Source organism: Amphritea balenae (assembly GCF_003858655.1).
Classification (GTDB): Bacteria; Pseudomonadota; Gammaproteobacteria; order Pseudomonadales; family Balneatricaceae; genus Amphritea; species Amphritea balenae.
Map to the genome: position 1 here is coordinate 132,852 of NZ_RQXV01000007.1, position 20,305 is coordinate 153,156.

General features: G+C 48.1%; 21 protein-coding genes. 19 read left to right on the forward strand and 2 right to left on the reverse strand.

All coding sequences use genetic code 11. The features are described 5' to 3' along the window. The first annotated feature begins 46 nt into the window (after positions 1 to 46). Genes EHS89_RS13335 through EHS89_RS13350 form a run of 4 tightly spaced genes read left to right on the forward strand, consistent with a single transcriptional unit; the run spans position 47 to position 3,769 of the window. The gene (locus tag EHS89_RS13335) at positions 47 to 1,585 is read left to right on the forward strand and encodes a 2-isopropylmalate synthase (RefSeq protein ID WP_124926649.1); all 1,539 of its coding nucleotides are present in this window, start codon (positions 47 to 49) and stop codon (positions 1,583 to 1,585) included. Positions 1,586 to 1,619: 34 nt separating this feature from the next. Then, a complete protein-coding gene (locus EHS89_RS13340) occupies positions 1,620 to 2,603 on the forward strand; it encodes a uracil-DNA glycosylase family protein (protein ID WP_124926650.1) in 984 nt (327 codons plus the stop codon). After that, a complete protein-coding gene (gene rimI / locus EHS89_RS13345) occupies positions 2,596 to 3,060 on the forward strand; it encodes a ribosomal protein S18-alanine N-acetyltransferase (protein WP_124926651.1) in 465 nt (154 codons plus the stop codon). Before EHS89_RS13340 ends, rimI begins: the two co-directional genes overlap by 8 nt. A 40-nt stretch (positions 3,061 to 3,100) precedes the next feature. Then, entirely contained in the window at positions 3,101 to 3,769 is a 669-nt protein-coding gene (locus EHS89_RS13350) for an energy-coupling factor ABC transporter permease (RefSeq protein ID WP_124926652.1), read from the forward strand. Between the two features lie 30 nt (positions 3,770 to 3,799). Here EHS89_RS13350 and EHS89_RS13355 read toward each other — a convergent pair whose 3' ends face one another. Both EHS89_RS13355 and EHS89_RS13360 read right to left on the reverse strand, forming a co-directional pair. Next, a complete protein-coding gene (locus EHS89_RS13355; RefSeq protein ID WP_229753593.1) occupies positions 3,800 to 4,354 on the reverse strand; it encodes a response regulator transcription factor in 555 nt (184 codons plus the stop codon). Beyond that, positions 4,344 to 5,615: an ATP-binding protein gene (locus EHS89_RS13360; protein WP_124926653.1), complete on the reverse strand. Its 1,272-nt coding sequence runs from the start codon at positions 5,613 to 5,615 to the stop codon at positions 4,344 to 4,346. The genes EHS89_RS13355 and EHS89_RS13360 overlap by 11 nt, the downstream gene beginning before the upstream one ends. Positions 5,616 to 5,794: 179 nt before the next feature. Here EHS89_RS13360 and EHS89_RS13365 point away from each other — a divergent pair, with 179 nt between their 5' ends. The 15 genes from EHS89_RS13365 to EHS89_RS13430 all read left to right on the forward strand — a co-directional run bounded on the left by EHS89_RS13365 (position 5,795) and on the right by EHS89_RS13430 (position 20,197). Next, on the forward strand, positions 5,795 to 6,646 hold the full coding sequence (locus tag EHS89_RS13365; RefSeq protein ID WP_124926654.1) for a type II secretion system F family protein: 852 nt from the start codon (positions 5,795 to 5,797) through the stop codon (positions 6,644 to 6,646). Continuing rightward, the gene (locus EHS89_RS13370) at positions 6,639 to 7,553 is read left to right on the forward strand and encodes a type II secretion system F family protein (RefSeq protein ID WP_124926655.1); all 915 of its coding nucleotides are present in this window, start codon (positions 6,639 to 6,641) and stop codon (positions 7,551 to 7,553) included. The genes EHS89_RS13365 and EHS89_RS13370 overlap by 8 nt, the downstream gene beginning before the upstream one ends. Position 7,554: 1 nt before the next feature. Then, positions 7,555 to 7,893 (forward strand): DUF192 domain-containing protein, encoded by a 339-nt coding sequence (locus tag EHS89_RS13375; RefSeq protein ID WP_124926656.1) that lies wholly within the window; start codon positions 7,555 to 7,557, stop codon positions 7,891 to 7,893. Continuing rightward, positions 7,886 to 8,335, forward strand: coding sequence for a tetratricopeptide repeat protein (locus tag EHS89_RS13380; protein ID WP_170167501.1), 450 nt, complete (start codon positions 7,886 to 7,888; stop codon positions 8,333 to 8,335). The genes EHS89_RS13375 and EHS89_RS13380 overlap by 8 nt, the downstream gene beginning before the upstream one ends. Next, a complete protein-coding gene (locus EHS89_RS13385; RefSeq protein ID WP_124926658.1) occupies positions 8,310 to 10,115 on the forward strand; it encodes a nitrilase-related carbon-nitrogen hydrolase in 1,806 nt (601 codons plus the stop codon). Before EHS89_RS13380 ends, EHS89_RS13385 begins: the two co-directional genes overlap by 26 nt. Before the next feature lie 96 nt (positions 10,116 to 10,211). Continuing rightward, on the forward strand, positions 10,212 to 10,490 hold the full coding sequence (locus tag EHS89_RS13390; protein WP_124926659.1) for a Flp family type IVb pilin: 279 nt from the start codon (positions 10,212 to 10,214) through the stop codon (positions 10,488 to 10,490). A gap of 35 nt (positions 10,491 to 10,525) precedes the next feature. After that, positions 10,526 to 11,716, forward strand: coding sequence for a hypothetical protein (locus EHS89_RS13395; protein WP_124926660.1), 1,191 nt, complete (start codon positions 10,526 to 10,528; stop codon positions 11,714 to 11,716). 47 nt (positions 11,717 to 11,763) lie between these two features. Then, on the forward strand, positions 11,764 to 12,351 hold the full coding sequence (locus EHS89_RS13400; protein ID WP_124926661.1) for a hypothetical protein: 588 nt from the start codon (positions 11,764 to 11,766) through the stop codon (positions 12,349 to 12,351). Next, on the forward strand, positions 12,333 to 13,163 hold the full coding sequence (locus EHS89_RS13405) for a hypothetical protein (RefSeq protein ID WP_124926662.1): 831 nt from the start codon (positions 12,333 to 12,335) through the stop codon (positions 13,161 to 13,163). Before EHS89_RS13400 ends, EHS89_RS13405 begins: the two co-directional genes overlap by 19 nt. Beyond that, positions 13,160 to 13,831, forward strand: a complete 672-nt coding sequence (locus tag EHS89_RS13410) for a hypothetical protein (protein ID WP_124926663.1) — start codon at positions 13,160 to 13,162, stop codon at positions 13,829 to 13,831. The genes EHS89_RS13405 and EHS89_RS13410 overlap by 4 nt, the downstream gene beginning before the upstream one ends. Further along, complete coding sequence (locus EHS89_RS21145) at positions 13,821 to 13,982, forward strand: hypothetical protein (protein WP_170167502.1); 162 nt, start codon at positions 13,821 to 13,823, stop codon at positions 13,980 to 13,982. The genes EHS89_RS13410 and EHS89_RS21145 overlap by 11 nt, the downstream gene beginning before the upstream one ends. Positions 13,983 to 14,011: 29 nt before the next feature. Beyond that, positions 14,012 to 14,779: a Flp pilus assembly protein CpaB gene (gene cpaB, locus EHS89_RS13415; RefSeq protein WP_124926664.1), complete on the forward strand. Its 768-nt coding sequence runs from the start codon at positions 14,012 to 14,014 to the stop codon at positions 14,777 to 14,779. A 1-nt stretch (position 14,780) separates the two neighbouring features. Then, the gene (locus EHS89_RS13420; RefSeq protein ID WP_124926665.1) at positions 14,781 to 16,103 is read left to right on the forward strand and encodes a type II and III secretion system protein family protein; all 1,323 of its coding nucleotides are present in this window, start codon (positions 14,781 to 14,783) and stop codon (positions 16,101 to 16,103) included. Further along, the gene (locus EHS89_RS13425) at positions 16,104 to 17,819 is read left to right on the forward strand and encodes a TadA family conjugal transfer-associated ATPase (RefSeq protein WP_124926666.1); all 1,716 of its coding nucleotides are present in this window, start codon (positions 16,104 to 16,106) and stop codon (positions 17,817 to 17,819) included. It begins immediately after the preceding gene. Between the two features lie 35 nt (positions 17,820 to 17,854). Further along, on the forward strand, positions 17,855 to 20,197 hold the full coding sequence (locus tag EHS89_RS13430; protein ID WP_124926667.1) for a polymorphic toxin-type HINT domain-containing protein: 2,343 nt from the start codon (positions 17,855 to 17,857) through the stop codon (positions 20,195 to 20,197). The last annotated feature ends 108 nt before the right edge of the window (positions 20,198 to 20,305 follow it).

Here is a 20,305-nt window from a genome sequence, read left to right on the forward strand (position 1 = left end):
CCTACAGCAAAGTTTTCCGCAGCCAATCAGTTTCTGGAGTCCGGGCATGACCGATAATAACCGCGTAATTATTTTTGATACCACCCTGCGTGATGGTGAACAGAGCCCTGGGGCATCGATGACCCGTGAAGAGAAAATGCGGGTAGCCAAGCAGCTGGAAAAAATGCGGGTTGATGTGATTGAAGCGGGTTTTGCTATCGCGAGTCCGGGTGACTTTGAATCGGTTAAATCGATTGCCGATACCATTAAAGACAGCACGATCTGTTCGTTGTCACGGGCGCTGGATGCCGATATTGATCGTGCCGGTGAAGCGTTGGCGAATGCTAACTCCGGTCGTATTCATACCTTTATCGCAACCTCTCCTATCCATATGAAGTACAAGCTGCAGATGGAACCGGAAAAGGTTGTTGAGCAAGCAGTATATGCAGTTAAACGGGCGCGCAATCTGATCAGTGATGTTGAGTTTTCACTGGAAGATGCCAGCCGGTCTGAGCTGGATTTTATGTGCCGGATTATCGAGAAAGTGATTGATGCGGGTGCACGTACCATTAACATCCCTGACACGGTAGGTTATGCCGTGCCGGAAGAGTTTGGCCATACGATTAAACAGCTATTAGAGCGTATACCTAATGCCGATAAAGCGGTTTTCTCTGTGCATTGTCACAATGATCTGGGGCTAGCCGTTGCCAACTCGCTGGCGGCTGTTAATGCCGGCGCCCGTCAGGTTGAGTGTACTATCAATGGTTTGGGTGAGCGTGCAGGTAACGCCTCACTTGAAGAAGTTGTTATGGCGCTGCGTACCCGTCAGGATGTGTTAGGTTTGCATACCGGTATCGATACCACTCAGATTGTCCCAGCTTCACGCCTGATCTCCAGTGTCACAGGTTTTCCGGTACAGCCTAACAAGGCCATTGTGGGTGCCAATGCTTTTGCCCATGAGTCGGGTATTCATCAGGACGGTGTACTGAAACATCGCGAAACATATGAAATTATGACCGCTCAGGATGTCGGCTGGAATGCCAATAAAATGGTCATGGGCAAGCATTCAGGGCGTAGCGCTTTCCGGGCGCGTCTTGAAGAGTTGGGCACCACTTTTGAATCGGATGCCGAGTTGAATACCGCGTTTGCCCGCTTTAAAGATCTGGCGGACAAAAAGCATGAGATCTTTGATGAAGATCTGCAAGCGCTGGTGAGTGATACCCAGATATCACACTATGAGAAATATAAGCTGAGCAGCCTGGCGGTTACCTCACAAACCGGAGAGACTCCGGTAGCGACCATGACCGTTGCCATTAATGATCAGGAACAAAGTGCCGAAGCTGAAGGCAGTGGCCCGGTCGATGCTGCTTTCAAAGCGATTGAATCAATTGTTCAGTCTGAAGCAAGTCTGGAACTGTATTCTGTTAACGCCATTACCAGTGGTACCGATTCTCAGGGTGAAGTCACCGTGCGGCTTGAAAAAGGGGGCCGGATTGTAAATGGACTGGGCGCCGATACCGATATCATTATCGCCTCTGCCAAAGCCTATATTCATGCACTGAATATGCTTGAATCAACTGAAGAGAAAGCCCACCCTCAGGTCTGATACCTGAGAACGGCCAGCATAGGATAGTATTGGTATGGATCAGCAACGACGACATCAGTATCTGGATGCGATGGGTATCGCCAGCTGGCTGCCCAGGCGACAGTTAACGGTGGCTCGTCCCACGCCTGACTGGGTGTGGGAGTTTTGCTGGCCAGAGCAAACTGATCAACAAGCCTCCGCTTCGCAAACTTCACCGGGTCAGACCTCGCAGCGACAAGGGATGGTTTCGCCAGAAGCCAGTGCCCTTGCAGCGAAGCAGGCCAGGGCTGAGTTAAGTGCCAGCTTTGGTGCGCAGCCAGGTACTGCAAAGGTTCAGCCAGAAACAGCGCCATCGGGACCGGCTGAAACTCCGCCCACAGTTCAGTCAGAAGCAAAGCAGGATCAAGCGGGTGCGAGCATAGCTCAGCCCGAGCCAGCTGTTGTTGCCCCTTCTGTTGCTAGTCAGCCGGTATCTCAGGCTTCGGCTGACATAGCTGAGGTCTCACTACCTGATCCATCTTCGGCGACAGTGCAGGCGCCCTTTAAACTGGCTTTCATGAGTTATGGTGATTGTCTGGTGGTCGATTCTCTGCCTCCACAGGCACGTCAATCGGCGACTCAGGCAGATAGCCATCATCAGATTTTGTTAGATAAAATTTTACGCTCGATCCGTTTAACCGGCGGCGCTTGCGGTGATTACTACACGCTGCCCTGGCCAATGTTTGCCAGCAAATCGCTGAATCAGGGGGCCGAACAGGCCCGTCTAACGGTACAGCATAAGCTCAGGAAAGCCCTGCAAAAACAGCCTGTCGGTACTGTCATACTGCTGGGTGAAGCCGCTGCTCAGATGATACTTGAACGTAGTGAGCCTTTAGATCAGCTGCGTGGCATGCTGTTTAGCCTGCGCTCCGATGTTAAAACCCTGGCGACGGCGAGTCTTTCCGAGATGATGACATTGCCGGACTGTAAACGGGATGTCTGGCGTGATCTGCAACCTTTGCTCGATCATCTGGAACAGCAGAGCAGCCAGAATGAGTGATGCGAACGTCAGGTTATTGCAGAGTGATGACCTGTCCGTTTTGATTCATCTTGAAAACCTCTGCTTTAATGCCTCCTGGTCTGAAACACAGCTGCAGAAACAGCTTAACGGGGAACGAAATATTGGTTTTGCGTATCTGATTAATCAGAAGGTCAGTGGCTTTGTTATATTTTCCACCTTGTTTGATGAAGCTGAATTACTCCAGATAGGTATAGATCCAGCGCTCCAGGGACAAGGTTTGGCCGGTAATCTACTGACCCAGGCACACCGTGAACTGCAAACCAGGCAGATCACCCGGATATTGTTGGAAGTACGGGATTCCAATAGAGCCGCCATCAGCCTTTACCATCGGCTGGGCTATCAGCAAGACGGTATACGTAAAGGTTACTATCCAGCTGAACAGGGTGCAGCAGGGCTGGGCCGGGAAGATGCAGTGCTGATGAGTTGTAACCTTTAAACCAGGGAATAAGTCGTAGGACCTGTAAACAGGGGAAAATATGAATCTGACGACTGAACTGATTAGTGGATTCTGGTTCTGGTTTGCCCAACTGGGTTATTTTTCGGCGCTGTTACTGGCACTTTGGTCTGCACCCTGGAAAACAATACTCAACACCCGTCAGTTACAGCACCTTTTTCTCGGGGCGACCGTGGCTCTGATGCTGCTCTGGCAGATGCGTGCAGGTATTTCGCCAGGTTTAGGCATTCATTTTCTGGGAGTGACAGTGCTGACACTGATGTTTGGCTGGAATCTGGCAATTCTTTCCGCCAGTATGGCGCTGGTAGGCAGTACCTTGTTAGGTCAGGAAGGCTGGCATAGTTTTGCTGTTAATGGCCTGTGCACTGTGGTTATTCCTGCTTTGGTCAGCTACCTGATTCTGCGCTTAGTTGAAGCTAAACTCCCCGCCAATTTCTTTATCTATCTGTTTCTCTGCGCCTTTTTAGGCGCCGGAGTCGCGACTCTGAGCGGCGGTCTGGCCATGGGCTTCCTACTGTGGATAAGTGACGTGTATCCGGGTACTAAAATATTTCAGGAATATATCCAGTACCTGCCGCTGATTATGTTTCCTGAAGGTTTATTAAACGGCATTATTATGACCGGTATGATGGTGTTTTACCCCGACTGGATTCGTACCTTTGATGCGAAAAAATATATAGATGAACAATAACCCGGGTAGCGGTTTTAGTTCATCACAGGATTAATGATCCTCTTTTACCGGCCGTTTCTGCAGCTTTCGTTGCAGTGTACGGCGATGCATACCCAGAGCCCGTGCCGTGGCAGAGATATTACCTTCATGCTCGTTCAACACCTTCTGAATATGTTCCCACTCCAAACGGCCCACTGACATCGGTTTGTCTGCGATCTCGATATCAGGGTTGGGTTCTGAATACTTGAGTTTTTCAAGGATCTGATCCGCATCGGCAGGCTTAGCCAGATAATCAGTTGCCCCCAGCTTTATAGCCTCGACTGCGGTGGATATGCTGGCGTAACCGGTCAGAATCAGAATACGGATATCCGGGTTAACTTCTAACAGCCGGGGAATCAGGGTGATTCCCGAAGCCCCGTCCATCTTCAGGTCCAGTGTGGCAAGGTCGGGTTTGAAGGTTTCTAACAAGGTTAATGCCTGTTCTGCCGAAGAGGCAACGGTGACTTCAAAACCACGGCGTTTGATCGCTCGTTTCAGTACGGAACTGAATGTTTCATCATCGTCGACTATTAAAAAATTCATTGGCTCGGTTTGATTACCCATCATGATTTTCCTGACTATCGATCGGCAAGCTTATCTCCGTGAGTGTACCGCCATCCGGATGGTTAAACAGATTGACCTGACCACCGTAGCTATTCAATGCTGAGGCTGACAAGAACAGACCAATACCTAGCCCTTTACCTTTAGTAGTGACAAAAGGTTTACCTATTTCTTCAGCCTGATCGAGGGGAATGCCCGGCCCCTGATCGTGAATCTTAAACAGCATATTGTCTTCTTGAAGTTCGGTCCAGATACGCAGCGGTTCAGGTGATGCATCAGCGGCATTGTTCAGCAGGTTAATAAATGCCTGTTGCAGCGGTATAGAACTGAATATCGTTGGGTAGCTTTTGTTATTGAACTCTGGATCATCAAACTGAGCCGTAGGCCGTAACAGAACCCAGCGATCTAACAGTTCATTTAAAAACTGATCGGCCGGTATCAGGTGGCTTTCATTCTGCTCTTCCCGCACTGACTCAGCCAGATGCTGGAGCCGGTCAGAACAGTTTTGTACCTGATTCTGTAACGTGATCAGATCTTCCTGAAGCGGGGAATCGTTGGGATTATCCAGCCGCATTTCATGCAGTAGTACCCGCATCGTCGCCAGCGGTGTGCCCATCTCGTGGGCAGTACCGGCAGCCATCGTTGCCAGAGAAAGTAGTTGTTGATTATGCAGGTTGCCTTCCCGGGCTTTGTTCAGGCTTTGCTCTTTTTCTTGCAGGCTGTCGCGGATATCGACAATAAACCAGGCAATCAGGGCTGCGGTCAGGATAAAGTTGATCCACATACCGAACATATGCAGGTTTAGCAGTGCCTGAGCCTGATGCTGGTGGCCGGTATCAGGCAGAGTGATAGGCACATAATGACGTAGCAACAAGGTATAGCAAGTGGCGACTAACAGGCCGGTAAGCCAGGTAAATGACTTAGGCAGGGCAGTGGCGCTGATGATCAACGGCATTAATAACAGGGCAGAAAAGGGGTTGCTGACCCCGCCTACCTGATACAGCAGGCAGCCATAGAATACGATATCGGCACTGAGCTGAAAGAAAAACTCCAGCTGTGTTAACGGCAAACTGGATTTAAGACGGTACAAGGTCATCAGGTTAAGCAGTGCCATCGCCAGCAAAGCAAAGGCACTGAACCAGAAATTCAGATCCACCTGAAGTATAAAAAACAGGTACAGCAACAGCGCACACTGACCAAAAATGGTGATAGTGCGTATATAACTGAGCTGGAGTAACTGGTGTCGTGTATTACTTATCGAATTCATGTGGCTAGCTTCGCAGAAAGTAGAATTATAACCAAGAGCTTTGCTGAACTGGTGTGGCAGATTGTCGCAGGTTGATCTTGTTGTTGAATGTAATCTCTTTTCTTTTATAATCATCTCGGTAAAGGAATTGTCTGAGCTCGATTGAGCACCAGAAATAAAATGATCAGGGAGTGATCATAGTGGATATACGTCTGATCGTTCTGATTTTTGCGGCCTTTGTTCTGGGGCTGACTTTTTTCTATCTTATCGGTAAATACTCATATAGCTTATTTGGCTTATATGAATCTCGGGTAATTAATAACGTAGAGCATAAGCTACGTCTGAGCTTTATCAGCGCCTCGCCCCGGTTTCTACTCTTATCGTCACTATTGTTAACCTGTTTTCTGAGCCTTATCGGTTTTATTTTTCTGGGCCCTGTGGGAGCCGTATTGGGTATTCTGATGGGGTTGTCTGCACCCTGGGTTTATCAGTTTATCTATCGAAAACAACGTCTGAACAAGTTTGTATATCAGTTGCCGGATGCACTGGCATCACTGGCTGCGGCTATGCGCGCAGGGGGGAGTCTTAATAAAGGTATTGAAATGCTGGCCCAGCGACAACCTGCACCGTTGAGTCAGGAGTTTGGCCTGATCGTCGCAGAAAATCGGGTTGGCCGGGATCTCGAAGATTCACTCAGGGATATGGGCAAACGCTTGAATTGCCCTGAGCTGGATCTGTTAACAACCGCTATTGTTATTGCCAGAGGTGTGGGGGGGAACCTGGCTGATACGCTTGATAGTCTTGCTGATACATTGCGTGAAAAAGCACAGGTGGAAGGCAAGATAAAAGCCCTTACAGCGATGGGTCGAATGCAAGGTTGGGTGATTAGTTTATTGCCGGTGGGCGTAGGTGCTGTGCTGTTTTCTCTTGAACCTGAAAAAATGTCTGTGTTGTTTACTGAAGTGTGGGGCTGGGCTGTCTTGGGCGTAATGAGCTGTATGATGGCACTGGCGATATGGCTGATCTACAAAATAGTGAATATCGATGTTTGATAATTATCTTCTTATTATCGTGTTGTTCTTTGCCGGGGGCGCTGTGCTGCTTTTGGTGGCTATTCCATGGGCCATCAGCACTTCTGAAAATACCCAAATAAATAATGAAAGTTGGCAGGATAGCAGTGGCAGCTTTATTAAAATGGTGCGGCCGTTACTACGAATGTATTCAGCATCGGCTGAAGAAAATATGGCGCCAGAAAAAAGTGACCGGATAAAAAAGAAGCTTCAGATATCGGGCCTGGGATACATAATTACGCCGGCTGAGTTTTTTGTCCTAAAGCGTCTTTCTGCGATTGTGACTGCTTTGCTGGCTGGTCTGGTCATCTGGTTATCCGGAACAACTGATATTCTTAGGATCATTCTAATATTACTGTCCTTAGCTGTTTTAGGTTATGTTTTTCCAGATATTCGGGTCAGAGACTTCACCAAACAGCGTCAATTATCAATTGAAAAGCACTTTCCGTTTTTTCTCGATCTGGTCGTATTAAGCATGCGTGCAGGCTTGCCTTTTACCGGTGCAGTACAGCAGGGCATTGAAAAGATGGTGAGTGGGCCGCTGAAAGATGAATTATTGCGATATCAGCGAGAGGTACGAACAGGTATCGAGAGGAAAGATGCACTGGAGCGGTTTGCCACCAGAATCGATCTTTCGTCAGTTACGAACTTCGTTGCTTCAATTATTCAAGCGGAAGAGAGTGGTGGTGGTGTGACTGGCGTGCTGCAGGATCAGGCCCGGCAAAGGCGCAAAGAGCGTTTTCTGCGTGCTGAAAAGCTGGCGAATGAGGCGCCGGTTAAGATGTTACTGCCTTTGGTCGGTCTGCTCTTTCCGTTGACGTTTATGATCATCGCTGTGCCTATTGTTGTGCAGTTTATGGAGTCAGGCTTGTTAGGAAAAATGCTCTGATATGACAGTCGTTATAAGTAGAGGGGTTCAGATAAAAGTGCTGACCAGCTTTAGCGAACGATTAGGTGGAGCGATAACCCGTCCTCTTAAGCGGGGGCAGGGGCTGTTATTTATCCCTGGTGGATCAGTGCATACCTGGTTTATGAAGCAGTCATTGGATATTGTTTTTCTCAGTGCTAAAGGAAGTATCCTTCGTCAACGGGAAAACATTCCTCCGTGGCGCTGGGTGCTGGCGCCACACAAGACTCGTTTTACGCTGGAGCTCATGCCAGGAACTATCAAGGAGCTTCAGCTTAAAGAGGGAGAATGTTTCGATCTGAATGGGTTTGCAAATGAGTAAATGGATTTATGTTTTCTTAATACTGGCATTAACCGGCTGCGCTACCAACGGTAAGGTTGAACCCGGTTCAGAAAATAGCGCGGAATTACCAAATAACGATGCCTTGTTACACACTGCTGCAATCGCTTATCAGGATAAAAACTGGGCTGATAGTTATCGTCAGTATCGGCAGTTGATTGAAGCATCAGCTACCGACAGTGATACCTGGTTCCGCTTGGGTGTTTCTGCCTACCGTTTGGATAAGTTAAAGGAGGCGGAATACGCTTTTGAGCAGGTTGTGCGTAAAGAGCCGCGGCATCGTAAAGCGCTGTTTAATCTGTCGCTGTTGAGTCTTGGTAAAGGCACACAGTATCTTGATCAGTACCTAAAAGTGACGCCGCCGGATCAGCGTGAACCCGCTCTAGAAAAGACTCTGCATGATCTGCAAACGCTGGGTTGGTAAAAATCCTATATTGTTGCTGCCGGTTGCACTGATCAGTTTCGTCAGTGCTTTGCCTCCCTTTTCGTTCTGGCCAGCTGCGGTGATTGGGCTTTATTCTTTGTCAGCCTTATGTACTAGCTGTTCTCCAAAAACAGCGGCTACGGCAGGTCTGATAACGGGGGCTGCAATGGCATCGCATGCGTTTTGGGGCGCTCATGCGATGTCATTATGGCTTTTTATTTTTGCAGTATTAATTATAGCTGTCGTCTTTATGGCTATTTGTACAGCCACTTCATTATTATCCCGACACGGTATGCCGGGCATGTTTTTGGCTGCCGTGGTTGTAGCGATGACAGAGTTTTTGTGTGGCTGGGCAGGATTTCCGTTCAGTCATAATGTGTTTTGGGTAAATAGTCCCTTGATGGATCTGTTGCTACCTTACCTGGGCGCGGAATGGCAGGCTGCTTTTTACTGGTTTATCCCACTACTGACCTGGCGATTTTTGCCGGTAGTCTTCTGTGCTTTGATGCTTGTCTACTGTTTTTGGCAGCAAGCGGATAGTGTGGACTTTACGAATAGGAAGATATCACTGATACAAACGTCATTCAGTGATGAATTGCTAAGCTTTCCCGGATTGCCAGGTCGCCTGGAATATCGTTATCAGGTATTAAAACAGTTACTGGAGCAGAGTAAAAAAACGAATCCTGATCTGGTCGTGCTCCCGGAGTCGGCGTTACCTCTTTATATTTCAGAATTTACACCCACACTGAAAAAACTATTGGCTGGTAGTGGCTCTTCTGACTGGTTGATTCATCAATATCGGTATCGGGATGATGGTTTCCTCAATAGTTCGAACTTATTGCTTACAAACAATCTAGAGGTGATTGCTGAAATTGATAAAAAATCACCAATTCCGCTGGCAGAGCCGCGTATTTGGGAAGGCCTGAGTGCTCAAAGTATGGTGTGGCAAGGCTTAAACCTGGTGTCGGTAGTGTGCTCTGATTCATTTCGTACACAAGCGCTTAGGCCAGACCTGAAGCATGCTGATCTTCTAGTAGTGACGGCCAATGACTACAGTCTTACCGGCAGTTTATTACCACAGCTGCATCTAGAAATGGATCAGATTCGAGCGGCTGAGTCAGGGGTGCCGATATTGAGGGCTGTCAATGGTGGTCCTTCAGCGGTAATCGATAATAAAGGGCGGGTGATTCGTCAGCTAGAAGAAGGTTACCAGTCGATCTTAACGAGCCGTCTTCCTGCCAGCGAACACAGCTTTTTTATTAACAACCAATATATTATTGGCATCGCTTCGATGGTGTTAATTTTTAGCACCCTGTTGGGCGCTTTGTCGATAAAACGTTATCCATATGCTGAAACATCAGAAAAACCGTCCGTAATATGGCCGGGTTTAGTGTTTTTTTGTGTATTAATTATTAGCTCTGGAAGCTGGCAGGAATCCCGTATAACGGTCAAACGAACAGAGAATAGTTCAGCAAAGTTTCAATACCAGCATTTTACTATTGAACAGTTCATGCTACGACAATTTGGTTATTTAACAGTAGCTAACGGGGCATCTCAAAAGCTGTTTAATTTTCAGACGGTACAGTTAAATGATTTTTTTCTTGAGCCCACTTCGTTGGCGGCGATCACTGAAACGACAAAAGGCAGAGTGCTGATACTGGATGAAAACGGAGGAGAGGTTCTTATTTATGGTGCTGAAGGGTTACAAACAAGCAATAAGTCACAACTGATGAGGGAAACAGTTAGTGATTTGATTCAGATTAAAGTTAAAAAAAGCTGATTTTATACGCTTGTATTAGTTTTTTGTTATGTTATTTTAAACGCCCAAGGGATTGGAGTGCCGACGGCACTGATCAGTAAAACAAGGAGAGTTTCAATGGATAAATCTATCTGTTCACATAAGTGCTTTGGCAAAAAACAATTAGGCCAGGGCATGTCAGAATATATCATTATTACTGCACTAATCGCGGTTGCTGCTATCGGTGTGTTTGCATCCTTTGGCGATGTTATCGGTAATCAAACCGCAGCCATGGCCAAAGAGATGTCTGGTCAGGATGGTGGTACTGAAATCACTGCATCGCAAACTAATGCTAACACTGCGACTACTCGTGCCAATCAGGCCGACAACCTCTCTAATTACAATTCACAAAACTAAGCAGAGATTGGGTATTCGCTGAATAGATCAGACTGATGTTAAGTCGGGCAAAAGGGCAGGTCTTACCGTTGGTGTTGTTTATGCTGGCAACCGGTGCTGTGTTGATGGTGGTTATGTTCAATACCACTCAAAAGGCGACGGACAAAAGCATTGCCACCAATGCGTCTGATGCAGCAGCCTACAGTGCCGGGGTTTGGGTATCCCGCAACCTTAACTATATGGCCTATACCAATCGTGCCATGGTGGCTAACCATGTCGCGGTGGGTCATATGGTGACTTATGTTAGTTGGATTCGCTATGTGGCTGACACGGCTGATCAGATAAACCGTATCGGTCGCTTTATTCCTTATCTGTCTTACGTAACTAATCTGTTAAAACAGATGTCGGGTTATCTTCGTGATTTCGCAGAATTAGAGGCAGAGTATTTAGTCCCGACCATTGATGAGCTGAATCGGCTTATTCATTATTCTCAGCTTGCAGCTATGGCAGACTTGGCACCGAGCCGGGTGAATAAGGTGATGTCAGCAGTGGTAAAAACCTATGATCCACTGTTAAAAGTGAATGATAGTGGTTCTATTAAGGGGACGGGAAAAGACTTTCGTGGCCTGGTTGATGCCTCAATTCTGGCGCAAAAGGCGGGTCTTATCGGTGCCGTACAGGTGATGAGCCCTGGTAATGATAGTGGCAAGATGCGTCAACTAGTACAAATGAGTTATGCCGGCTCACAGCGCTGGTTTAATAACCGAAGCTGGTCAAAGCGTTTCTTTGCAGTATTTAAATTGCGTAAAACCGCTTCAACAAGCCATTCTATGGGCAGTTCTCTGTCTAGCTGGAAGGCCAACGATAAGATGCGTTATGGCCGTTGGAGTATTAAAGGCTGGAAATGGAGCACCATCGGTAAAGGTAATGCCAGTACCGGGGAGTTTGATGATAACTATCGAGGTATCCATGGCTACACTCAGGTGAATGGCAAGGCCTGGCTCAGTAGCGATGATTATCCCCTGTATATGGATATGGTGACGCTGACGACCAAAAAAGATAGTCAGAGTACCCCGAATACCCGAATGGCTATCACTAATAAAGGTAGCTCGATTTCGGGCTTTGGTCGGGCGCGGGTGTTCTTCAAAAAACCGGTGCAAGGCTTTAGTGGGCATAAAGAAGAGTATGCCAACCTGTTTAACCCCTTTTGGAATGTAAAACTGGTGGAACCATGGCCTGGAGTATAAAACAGAGTTTTGTCGGTTCAGCGCTGTTGTTTAGTGTGGTCGCTACTGTGCAGGCTGCTGATCAACAACCGCTTAACTGTGATCTGGATGAAATTGCAGCGTATGTGATTAAGTACCCAAATTTTATGAGTCGGAGCCTAGGTAAGATACCAAATATAAAGGGTAAGCAAACTGTCTATGCAACACAGGAAACGTTGTTAACTGAACGGGTGGGGGAGATTGTTGATATTCCCTCGATGTTCACTGAAAACCCATTTTATAAGCCCTACCGAAAACAAAGTTGGGAAACTGAGGATCGGGTTTATACCTATAAAGCACATGAAAACATCGCTTCGGTGAGAGGTCATTCAGTACATCGGAAAAGTAGCCTGCCTTATGTGTACCCTGAGGATGGTGGAAAGCTAAAGCGCTTTGCTGGTTTTGAATGTAGCTGGGTTAAAAAATCGATGGCTGGTGTGCAAACAGTTGAAGTCTGTAACGCGCTGTTCTATGGCTGGACAGTTGCTCTATTCGGACGAACGGTAAGACAAGGCAAGGATGCTTTTTATACTGAGGCGACAGATATTAGCCATCAGTGTATAAAAAAAGAGCAAATTGCCGTGCCTGAGGACAGGTCATGGCAACGCGTGGACTAAAGCGCTTTCGTTCCCGACAAAAGGGTTCCGCATCAATTGAGTTGATTATTGGTAGCCTGGCTGCAATACCCCTGTTTTTCGGAATCTCTATTCTGGGCAAATATGCCGATATGCGCCATAAGACTGTGGAAGCCACGCGGTATGTGGTCTGGGAAAATGTAATATGGCCAGGAGGCCGGGAAAAGAGTGCTATCGAGCTTGAGCTGGAGAGTACCGACCGGTTTATGGGCCACCGTAAAGCCCCGATCATCAATTATGACAATATTGAAACGAGTGGCGTTACCGAAGACCCTCTCTGGCGAGACCATAAAACCCGCACTCTGATGGTATCCGATGGCAGTACTGTTCGTGTAAATGTGGTAAAGAAGCAACGCACACCGATCAAACATAATGCTGCCGTAAGAACGATGGCCTATAAAGGCACGTTATTTGGCTTGGACCTTGACTTGAGTCCGGCGTATCTAAGTACTTACTCTGTTTCTATGCCGATCAGTGACCGGGTGCGTAACCCCAAACAATCCAAACCATCCACCCTGGCTGGTTTTTTTAATCCCAATAACTATGAGCAGGTTCGTCAGCTTAGCCTGAATGCCAGCGGCGGCATTCTCACCGATAACTGGATCGCCAGTGATGAGGCGGACTACAAAAAAACCACCGAAGGATTGGTAGCCGAAAAACTGGTAAAAGTGGTTGTAGTGCCGGGCACCGAAACTTTTGGCCAGTACTTCCCTTTTCAAGAAGGTAAGCATGGCAGTAAAACCGACTTTGTTGCGAACTCGAGCAAAGTACTGTCAGAGTATATCCAGAAATGAGGCAACTTATACAGAACGTAGTTTTTGCTTTAACACTAGCGCTTAGCTGCAACACCAGTGCACAGCTCCCCGAGCCCGAACTGCCGGAAGGCGTTGAGGGTTACTGGATTGCCCGTAGTATGGAATACAACGGTGTTGAGATGAGTATGCGTGGTTTTCATATTAAGGGTCAGTTAAAGGCAACACAACAGCTATTCGATCAGATGCTGGCGCAGCTGGGCGATAAGTCTGTTTCCTACAGCCTTGATGGCTGGCACTTTCAGGGCAGCGGTGATGATAACTGGTTCTATACGGTACAGTTAAAGCCAGATCTACTCGGCGTGGAAGGTATTTTGTCGGTATCAGAGCTACCCGGTAAAAGCCGTCACGAAGCTGAGCCGACAACACCTGAGTATCCTCCCGGCGTGATGCGGGTAATGCAGCAGCACAATAATGAAAATGGCGAGCATTTCGACCTTGAAGTGTTGGCAACTCATGCGGGTGTAGAAGGCAGTCGGGATATCGCAATCTCAATGTTTACCGAACGAGGTTGGGAGTTATTGCAAAACCAGCCACAACAACTGTTATTTCGCCGTAGCCAGGGTCGGTTGCGGGTGTTTATTCAAGCCCGTGACGGTTATCCAGGCTCATTAATGTTGGTCACCAGGGAGGGACGTCATGCCAGGTAAACGGTCATCGATGCGTGGTAGTACGCTGCTTGAATATCTGATTATCGCCAGTGTCTTTGCTGGTATATTTTTTCTCCTCTTACCCCAGATTACTGACAATCTGGAGACCCATCACGACAATTACTCGGATGTATTGTCTATCCCCTATTAACTGAAATCTGAACATGGAAGTAAACACTGATGAAGGGACGTCTGTTAACCATAGCTATGCTCTGTGGAGCATTAATATCAGGTGCTGTAGCAGTCTATTTAACGTACCAGTACATAGAAAACTCGGTTGCTAGCAAAGAAGCAGAACTGGATCGTCAATATACCCCGGTTAATGTGGTGGTGGCTAAGTTTGACCTGCGCCCCGGCGATGTGGTTAGCAGTGATACCGTGGCTTTGCGTAAAGTGCCCTCAGGCTTTGTTCACTCCGATGCCATCAGTGCTGATGACTTTGAACTGATCAAAGGTTATGCCTTGTCCTACGGAGTGAAGTCCGGTGAAACAGTATTGCAGGCCCATGTCTCGCAACGTAAAGGAGGCAAGTTTGCTGCGCTGATCGATAGCGGCACCCGCGCTGTGACCATCAGTGTGGATAAGCTGGCATCGGCTGCGGGAATGCTCTCGCCTAATGACCGGGTAGATATGTTGTTGACTACTAAAAAGCGGGACACGCTTGCGACGGTGCCACTACTGTCTGATGTACGGGTTATCGCTACGGGAGTTGAAACCTCCGAAAATCCCACCGGTGAAGTGATTCAGTACAACACCGTTACGCTTGAGTTAACGCCTGAGAATGCTGCCAAAGTGACTCATGCTAAGAAAGTGGGTGATATCTCATTTGTACTGCGCGGCGTGGAAGAGAAGGGCGTAGCCTTTGCCGGACAAATAAAAAAGCAGGATCTTCTCGGAACCGCTGTTGCCCGCGGGCCATGGGTCGAAATTATTATTGGAGGAAAGTAAGTTGAACAAATTTAGCGCATGGATCGCGTGTATTTTGGCAGTTGTCGGCTTGAGTTGTACCTCTTTGGCAATGGCGCAGGTGCAATTGTCGAATAAGCATCAGATACACTTTATCTCAGCAGGGCAGACCCTGGTATTGAAAGCCCCAAAGGTAAAGCGGGTGGCTGTGGGTAATGGCGATGTTGCTCAGGTTAAGCTGCTTAAAGATAGCTCCGAAGTGTTGCTGATCGCTAAACAGGAAGGGGTAACAGATCTGCGCATATGGAAGCGCAAAGGTGAACCTGAACTGCACCTGATACAGGTTGATGGTCATGTTTCCGGGCCAACCCTGCCTGAGCTGAAACGTCTGACCCTGGGTATGCCGGGGGTGGAAATTTCTAAAGTACGCAACACTTATATTCTGGACGGTGAAGTCACCCGTGAACGCGATCTGCAGCGGGCGGAACAGATCGCCGAACAGTTCCCTAATGTGTTTTCTCTGGTCAGAGCGCCTGAGTTTGAACATAAGAAAACCGTGCTGTTACATGCTCGCTTTGTAGAGATTAATCGTAACGCTCTGAAAAACATTGGTGTTAACTGGGCCGATCTGATGAACGGACCCGTGTTCTCTTTTCTTGAAGATTATCAGGTAAACAGCTTTTACCGGGGCAATGGTCTGCCGCCGGGTGCTAACTTACGGTTAGATCTGGAGGGGATGCCGCTGCAAGCGGGTCGTCATAGTTTTTTAGGTATCTCAAGCTCAATTGATTCAGTGATAAATCTGCTGGATAACAACGGTGATGCCCGTCTGCTTGCCGAGCCGACCCTGTCTTGTATCAGTGGTGGCCAGGCCAAATTTCTGGCCGGTGGTGAGTTTCCAATTCCCTACTCAGATGATGGTGAGGTCACCGTCGAGTTCCGCGAGTACGGTATCAATCTGGAAATATCACCCAAGGTGGACGATCAGGGCTATATTCAGTCGCAGGTTAAAGTCGAAGTCAGCTCTATTGATCAGTCGGTAGCAGTACTGGGTATTCCTGGCCTGTTAAAGCGTACCACTGAAACTCAAATGAATGTTTACGATGGTCAAACCATGGTAATAGCTGGTTTGTTCAGCCAGGAAGACTCCAAAATTGTTGATAAAGTGCCCGGGTTGGGTGATTTGCCAATTCTGGGGGAGCTGTTTAAATCCCGTGAATTCCGTAATAACGAAACCGAGTTGGTAGTACTGGTTACGCCAACCCTGATCACCGCAGAGAGTGAAGCGGTAAGCCGTAGCCAGGAAAGGTATCAGACCCTCTTTGCCGAAGGTGAAGATAAAGTCAAATTTCATTTAATGGACTAAATGATGTTACAGATAGAGTTAAGTGAAGCGGGGCGTAAACCGGTTATCAGAGAGCTGGATTTTGGTAAGCACACTCTGGGGCGTTCACTGTTCGCCGACCTTAGGGTAAAAGATCGCAGTGTCGGTAAGCTCCATGCAACCATTGAGGTACAGCCCAGCGATGTAGTGATTACTGCTATGAACGGCAATGAGTTATGGGTTGATGGTGAGAAGCAGACCCGGGTTATTAATCCTTCGGTAAATTCAGTACTGCGGCTCGGTGAAGCCGCACTTAAAATTGTGCAGGGCGGTATGTTATCCGAATCATTAGCGCAGCCTGTTTTGGCTCCGGCTAAGCCCGAATCGGCTGATGAAGCAGCCGTACCTGTGCTGACAACCCAAATAGATAAACAGCATAAGCCCGGTTTGAGCCGTGCTGATCAGGCCGAAGCGGAACGCTGGACCGCACTGAAAAAAACGCTGCAACAGCAGACTCTTGAAAAAATGGATCTGTTTAAGCGCACACTGATCGATGGATACAGCGATACACAGTTAAGGGAGGAGGCGTCCAGTACCGCTTCACAGATTATTCGTTCCGGGGATATCCGGCTGCCTGCCGATTGTGATACCGAAAAGTTATTACAGGAAACCGTTGCCGAATCGATCGGGCTGGGGCCGCTTGAACCGCTGCTAGCCGACGATAGCGTTACCGAGATTATGGTCAATGGACCTGATCAGATCTACTTGGAACGCAGTGGTCGGTTAAGCCGTTCCACTACCCGGTTTACCAGTGATGCCTCGTTACACAGTGTCATAGAAAGAATTGTTACACCACTTGGGCGACGGATAGACGAAGGCTCGCCGATGGTTGATGCCCGTCTGCCGGACGGTTCAAGGGTTAATGCCATCATAGCGCCCTTATCGTTAATCGGTCCGGTAGTCACCATTCGTAAGTTTTCCAAAGAACGTTTTAATCTACAGCGGCTGGTGGAATTCAATTCCCTGAGCCCGGAGATGGCTAAGTTTCTCGAAATCTGCGTAAAGCATCGCAAAAATATCATCGTTTGCGGTGGTACCGGTTCCGGTAAAACCACTTTCCTTAATGCCCTGTCCGATTGCATTCCAGCCAGCGATCGTATCGTCACCATTGAAGATGCCGCCGAACTGCAGTTAGGGCAGGACCATGTTATCTCATTGGAAAGCAGGCCTGCCAATATCGAGCAGAAAGGCGAGATCACCATCCGAGACCTGGTACGAAATGCTTTACGGATGCGGCCTGATCGTATTGTCGTGGGTGAGTGTCGCGGTGGCGAAGCGCTGGATATGTTGCAGGCCATGAACACCGGTCACGATGGCTCACTTACCACGGCTCATGCAAACACCCCCAGAGATCTGCTATCCCGTCTGGAAGTAATGGTACTGCAGGCGATGGATGTGCCGGTGAAAGTAATACGTGAACAGATCGCCTCAGCGGTAGATATAGTCGTGCACCAAAGTCGCTTTGCCGATGGTCGCCGCCGGGTCACCTCCATCGTTGAAATTGATGGTATTGAAGAAGATGTTGTACTGATGCAGAAGCTGTTTGAGTTTCGTCAGACCGGTATATCAGAAGAGGGCTATATTCAGGGCGATTACCGCAGTATGGGTATCGCACCACGTTTCTATACCGAACTGAGGGAAGCCGGCGTCGAACTGGATCGCTCAATCTTCGGTATGTCAGAAGCCAAAATGGAATGAAACAACGAACCTGAAGCAGGAACAGATAGGAAACCATGGAAGGTTTAAATCGTATTAAAGGCCGGGTTCGCCAACTCGGTGTCGCCGCTGTTGAATCTTTGATCGCTTTACCGGTGATCACCCTGCTACTGATGGGCGCAGTAGAATGGGCCCGTATCTACGAAGCCAAAACCACCGTTGATCATGCGGTCACTATGGCGGCCCGCAGTGGTTCGTTTAATAACGCCACGGTTGAATCTATCCAACAGGGTTTTGCCAAAGGTGTATTGCCCTATTACGCCCCGGCAAAAGGACAGTGGAAAAATGCCCTGAATAAAGTCGTTGTCAGCTTAGCGACGGATACCCAGGTACGCATTCTTAATCCCACCCGTGAAGCTTTTACTGACTTTGGCTATCAGGAAGGCGGCAAAGTTTACCTGCCCAACGATGCCCTGCATAAATTGCCGACGACCCTGGGCAACCGCAGCGGTATCAATATCCAGGATGCCAACCTCCTTAAAGTGGAGGTGACTTGGGGGCTGCCCCTGCGGATGCCGGTTATCGGTACTCTGATCGCCCAGTTCGGCGAGCATTTTGTGGCAAAAACACCGAAAGAAGTTGATCTCTATAGCCGCGGCATGATGCCAATCACCAGTACCACCGCCCTGCGCATGCAGAGCCCGGCGATTCGTAACAATGCCATGGTTAGGGTAAACGACCTGCAAGGGCTGGACCGAAAGCAGGGAGGCCCCAAAGAGCGACTGATTACCGATGCCGGTTCAATGTTTGGTGATTCCTCGCCGGGTGATGGCTACCAAGGCTTACATGAAAAACTAGGGTTGCAAGATATCCCCCCGCCCTCCACCGCCGGTGGTGATGGTGATGATGACGGCCAGACCGACCTTGACCCTGAAGGTACAAAGCCGGGCAGTGAGGAGGAAGAGAAGGAGGAGGACAAAGGCCCTGACTGCGAAGAACCAGTAGAAGAAGAGCCAGAGGTTGATGATGATGCTGGTTACTTTGAAAAGATGTGGAACGATCTGGTTAAGTTATCAAAAGATGCCTATAACTTTGTGCGAGGTTTCTGGGATGGCATCGTCACGCAGATTTCCGATATCTATACCATGGTTACCAGCCCTGCTGAAACTGCGAAAGGACTTTATGAACTGGGCAAAGCCTTTATTAATGACCCGGAAGGCACCGCTAAACTGATCTTTGAAGATCTGTATAACGACTTTCAAAAAGTAGCCCAATGTGGCCCCTACGATAAAGGCAAGATTATCGGGGAATACATCAACCCGGTCTTTATGCTCAAGTTGGCGACCAAACTGACCAAATACTCTGACATTGCAGTAGCCGTTAAGAAAACCAAAGTGGAATTGGGCTGTGCCAGTTTTGGTGCCGGTACCGAGATCTGGGGGGCTAAGGGTAAAACCCGGATCGAACAGATAGCCAAAGGCCAGTTGGTTGCCTCCCGCTCGGATACCACCTTCAGTGATCACCCGCGTAAAGTAACTCAGGTGTTTGGTCGGATAGCCGACCACCACTACCGGTTGGTGACCGAAGCCGATAGCATACTGATTACTGCCGAACATCCGGTCTGGGTGCAGGGTAAAGGCTGGGTTGAGGTTCATCAGTTACAGCAGGATGATGTGCTGGCCTCGGCCTATGGTGACCAGCGAATCGCTTTTGTTGATCGTATCGATCAACCGTTACAGGTCTATAACTTCAGTGTTGCAGAAACCCCCAGTTATTTTGTCGGTAACGGCGGGATATGGGTGCATAATGCTTCTGCTGCTTGTGCGCTGCCTGGCCGGATAGACAGTGTACAAGATGTGCGGTTGGACGTATTTAATGTAACCACGGTTACGGGTATGGTTGCTGAGGCTAAGGTAAACCGGATTCTGGAAGAGGATCTGAGGTTGGTTGCCATGGGGGAGAACAATGTCAATTGGCGCAAACTGGAAAGTGAAGAAACCTTCAAAGATGAGTACGGGAAATTTGTAGGTGGTTTAGTCCATGAACATAATATCTACAAGGGCTCTAAAGGGGTAGATAGTATCTACCGAGTAAAGGGGGGGACTATCTATATTGTGGAATCCAAAGGCTCTGCAGTAAAAGAGAGCTGTACCCCCGGCAGGCTATGTAAAACCAAAACGGGACGGCAGATGAGCAAGGACTGGCTGAATCCGAAAAGGCTGGGGGAAGCGGGGTTGGACGATGATGAAATTGCTGAAGTTATGCGTGGGCTAGAGAAAAATAATGGAAGTGTTGTTCGCCTATATGCAGGCACAAATAAAGCAGGTAAAACCCAATTCTATGAGATTACAGATAAAGATGGCTCTACATCAGAAGTAATCAGAGCACCAGTTGGTAATGAGTATAAGTTCAATTTATAGGTTGGTTTATATGAGAGTTCATTCATTTGTAACATCGGACTTTTCAGAAAAGTTTACGAAAAATGTAAGCTTTTTGAAAGAAACGTCGGCAGAAGATTTTGATGAAGA

What these genes read in the sequence shown, in the direction of transcription:
- EHS89_RS13335 (WP_124926649.1), top strand. Translation starts at nt 47, where the DNA reads ATGACCGATAATAACCGCGTAATTATTTTTGATACCACCCTGCGTGAT.
- EHS89_RS13340 (WP_124926650.1), top strand. Translation starts at nt 1,620, where the DNA reads ATGGATCAGCAACGACGACATCAGTATCTGGATGCGATGGGTATCGCC.
- rimI (WP_124926651.1), top strand. Translation starts at nt 2,596, where the DNA reads ATGAGTGATGCGAACGTCAGGTTATTGCAGAGTGATGACCTGTCCGTT.
- EHS89_RS13350 (WP_124926652.1), top strand. Translation starts at nt 3,101, where the DNA reads ATGAATCTGACGACTGAACTGATTAGTGGATTCTGGTTCTGGTTTGCC.
- EHS89_RS13355 (WP_229753593.1), bottom strand. Translation starts at nt 4,354, where the DNA reads ATGATGGGTAATCAAACCGAGCCAATGAATTTTTTAATAGTCGACGAT.
- EHS89_RS13360 (WP_124926653.1), bottom strand. Translation starts at nt 5,615, where the DNA reads ATGAATTCGATAAGTAATACACGACACCAGTTACTCCAGCTCAGTTAT.
- EHS89_RS13370 (WP_124926655.1), top strand. Translation starts at nt 6,639, where the DNA reads ATGTTTGATAATTATCTTCTTATTATCGTGTTGTTCTTTGCCGGGGGC.
- EHS89_RS13375 (WP_124926656.1), top strand. Translation starts at nt 7,555, where the DNA reads ATGACAGTCGTTATAAGTAGAGGGGTTCAGATAAAAGTGCTGACCAGC.
- EHS89_RS13380 (WP_170167501.1), top strand. Translation starts at nt 7,886, where the DNA reads ATGAGTAAATGGATTTATGTTTTCTTAATACTGGCATTAACCGGCTGC.
- EHS89_RS13385 (WP_124926658.1), top strand. Translation starts at nt 8,310, where the DNA reads ATGATCTGCAAACGCTGGGTTGGTAAAAATCCTATATTGTTGCTGCCG.
- EHS89_RS13390 (WP_124926659.1), top strand. Translation starts at nt 10,212, where the DNA reads ATGGATAAATCTATCTGTTCACATAAGTGCTTTGGCAAAAAACAATTA.
- EHS89_RS13395 (WP_124926660.1), top strand. Translation starts at nt 10,526, where the DNA reads ATGTTAAGTCGGGCAAAAGGGCAGGTCTTACCGTTGGTGTTGTTTATG.
- EHS89_RS13405 (WP_124926662.1), top strand. Translation starts at nt 12,333, where the DNA reads ATGGCAACGCGTGGACTAAAGCGCTTTCGTTCCCGACAAAAGGGTTCC.
- EHS89_RS13410 (WP_124926663.1), top strand. Translation starts at nt 13,160, where the DNA reads ATGAGGCAACTTATACAGAACGTAGTTTTTGCTTTAACACTAGCGCTT.
- EHS89_RS21145 (WP_170167502.1), top strand. Translation starts at nt 13,821, where the DNA reads ATGCCAGGTAAACGGTCATCGATGCGTGGTAGTACGCTGCTTGAATAT.
- cpaB (WP_124926664.1), top strand. Translation starts at nt 14,012, where the DNA reads ATGAAGGGACGTCTGTTAACCATAGCTATGCTCTGTGGAGCATTAATA.
- EHS89_RS13425 (WP_124926666.1), top strand. Translation starts at nt 16,104, where the DNA reads ATGATGTTACAGATAGAGTTAAGTGAAGCGGGGCGTAAACCGGTTATC.
- EHS89_RS13430 (WP_124926667.1), top strand. Translation starts at nt 17,855, where the DNA reads ATGGAAGGTTTAAATCGTATTAAAGGCCGGGTTCGCCAACTCGGTGTC.